Origin of the sequence: Mediterraneibacter sp. 210702-DFI.3.120 (genome assembly GCF_020561005.1) — a bacterium.
Classification (GTDB): Bacteria; Bacillota; Clostridia; order Lachnospirales; family Lachnospiraceae; genus Mediterraneibacter; species Mediterraneibacter faecis.
Genome location: NZ_JAJCNG010000055.1, coordinates 1 through 2454, shown reverse-complemented (window position 1 = coordinate 2454; position 2454 = coordinate 1). Strand labels below are relative to the sequence as shown.

The 2454-nt window shown below is 35.5% G+C and carries 2 protein-coding genes and 1 pseudogene; 1 reads left to right on the top strand and 2 read right to left on the bottom strand.

The features are described 5' to 3' along the window. Positions 1-214, top strand: a pseudogene (locus LI162_RS15980) (group II intron reverse transcriptase/maturase); the annotation flags it as partial. A gap of 444 nt (positions 215-658) precedes the next feature. Here the strand turns inward: LI162_RS15980 and LI162_RS15090 are convergent. Then, positions 659-1525, bottom strand: a complete 867-nt coding sequence (locus LI162_RS15090; protein WP_055158557.1) for an IS3 family transposase — start codon at positions 1523-1525, stop codon at positions 659-661. Between the two features lie 32 nt (positions 1526-1557). Further along, complete coding sequence (locus tag LI162_RS15085; protein WP_198415744.1) at positions 1558-2295, bottom strand: helix-turn-helix domain-containing protein; 738 nt, start codon at positions 2293-2295, stop codon at positions 1558-1560. Positions 2296-2454: the final 159 nt, after the last annotated feature.

Sequence of the window (2454 nt, the reverse complement as noted above, 5' to 3'; positions counted from 1 at the left end):
AGTCAGAAGAGTGGAAATTCCAAAACCAGACGGAGAAATGCGAAAGTTAGGAATTCCTACCGTCATAGATTGCATCATCCAATAGGCAATATTACAACAGTCGATGCCGATTTATGAGCTGAAGTTCACGAATGGAAGTTTTGAATACCGTCCTGGACGGAGTCCAAAAGACGCGGTTCAGAAGATAAAAGAATACGCAGAACAGGAATATACAAATACAAAAACGGAAGAAGAGCAGAATAAAGAAAAAAGAGAGGAGGTTATAAAGGAGTGATATGAATAATAATAAGATTCAAAAAATTTTCCACTATATAATAGTTCTTTTGCTCGTGATTCTTTGGTCTATTATGATGTTCTTTCCTGAGCACATAGATACTATGAATTTTAAAATATTTTTTTCTATTTCACTTGCTTGTACCATGATTTACTCTTTCTGTAGAAAGAAATACTTTTCTATGCAAACATACTGTAAAACAGAAAAATTTGTTTTTACTTTTTTAATAATACTGCTTTTTTTAAGGTTTATGTTTTGGAAAAATTAAGTTATAGAAATAGTTCTGTCTATAGTTGAAGCGGCTATTGAACTGCTCCCCGTCAAGTAGACAATTGAAAAAATATAAATTTTTCCTACCAGCAGAAATTTATCTGCTGGCAGTTTTTATGCAGCTTGCAAGTAAATTTCATGTTTTTCCATTGGTGTTAAAATTCCAAGATTCCTTTGCAAACGTTTGTTGTTGTAGTAATCTATATAATCTTCGATCATTTTTACGAGAGTACTTCTATCAGTGAATCGTTTTCCATAGTATCGCTCTCTCTTCAGAATTCCCCAAAACCCTTCCATTGGTCCATTGTCGATACATTTAGCAACTCGCGACATGCTTTGTATTATTCCAGCATTTACAAGTTTTGTATGAAATGTCCTGTTCGTATATTGGAACCCCCTGTCACTGTGAAACAGTGGCTGCGCACCAGGATTTCTAAGTAAAGCATTGTCTATCGTATCAAACACCAAAGCATTGTTGTTCTTATCACGAATAACATACGAAACAATCCGTCTATCATATAGATCCAGTATTGCACTTAGATAAACTTTATGCTTTTCCAATCCAATATAATAATGGAATTCTGTCACATCAGTGAGCCATTTTTCATTTGGTGCTTTGGCAGTGAACTCCCGATTAAGTATGTTTTCCGCTATATACTGAGGGTTTGCAGCCTGTCTTGTGCCTCCGTTGTTAGAATACTTGACAGTTGATTTTATATTAAGTTTACGGCAAATGCGTAGTACACGTTTATCGTTTACATCAATACCATGATATCGTTCCAAATCATCTCTGATTCTTCGATAGCCTTTATCCGGTGAGTCTGTATGAATCTTTTCTATCTCGTCAGCAATAAGCCTATTCTTTTGCTCACTTTTAGGAATTTCTCTGTGTAGCCATTTATAATAAGCTGCTCTAGAAACATTACCAAGTTTACAAAGTGCAGCAACTGAATAATTATGATCTTCATGTTCTTCTTTGATTGCCTGATATATATGTTCATGACGGACCAGGCTTAGCCCCGCCTCCTCTCTATTTCTTCGAGTTTTTTTAAAAAAGATGCCTCCATTTCAGCACGTTCTTTCTCTGCTTTTAAAATTTTAACTTCAGCACGCAGCTTTTCTAATTCACTCATTTCATCGGGACGTTTTCGTTTGCCACGGTTATCTCTTAAAGCTTCCACTCCACCAGCTTCATATTTGACTATATAATTGCGAGCCTGTTGATAGGACACCTGGTATTGTTCTGCTGTTTGGGCATAATTACGATCATGTGCGATACAATACTGTACTATTTCAACCCGTTCTTCAAAAGTGGTTTTTCTTCCTTTGGTCATGACAATGCTTCCTCCTGTTCCAGAAGATTTTAATTCTACATGACCATTATACTTCTTTATCCAAGTTTGTAACTTACCTTTTGAACGGATCCCGCATTTTTTGCAAATATCATTTTGAGAACCATGGCCTGCTAAATAATCTAAGACTGCTTGTTGTTTCAATTCTTTGGAATATTTTTTATTTCCTTTCAATGTGAATGCATTTACTCCCATAGATTCATAGTTTCGAATCCATTGTTGGACAGATGCAAGACTTACATCAAACATATCGGCAATTCGCCGTTGGCTTTCTTTTCCATCCAGATATAGATTTACAGCATATGTCTTATCCTCAACAGATACTTTTCTTTTAGACATAAAATATGCAGAATCGAAAGGATTCTTTGATTTTAAAGCAGAAAGGGAATTATATTCCATTGTTAAAGCATGGTGAGAGTGTTCAAGTCAACGAAGAGAGAGGATATTGTTGCCCGAGAACTGCAAAAACAGGAAATCTATACAGAAAAAAGAACCGACAATTGTGATATGCTACCCTCATATAGGACAATGAAATATAAAAGTCCTATATGGGGGTAT

Bases quoted from the DNA above. Each gene is read 5' to 3' on its own strand.
- LI162_RS15085 (WP_198415744.1), bottom strand. From the start codon at position 2,295: ATGGAATATAATTCCCTTTCTGCTTTAAAATCAAAGAATCCTTTCGAT.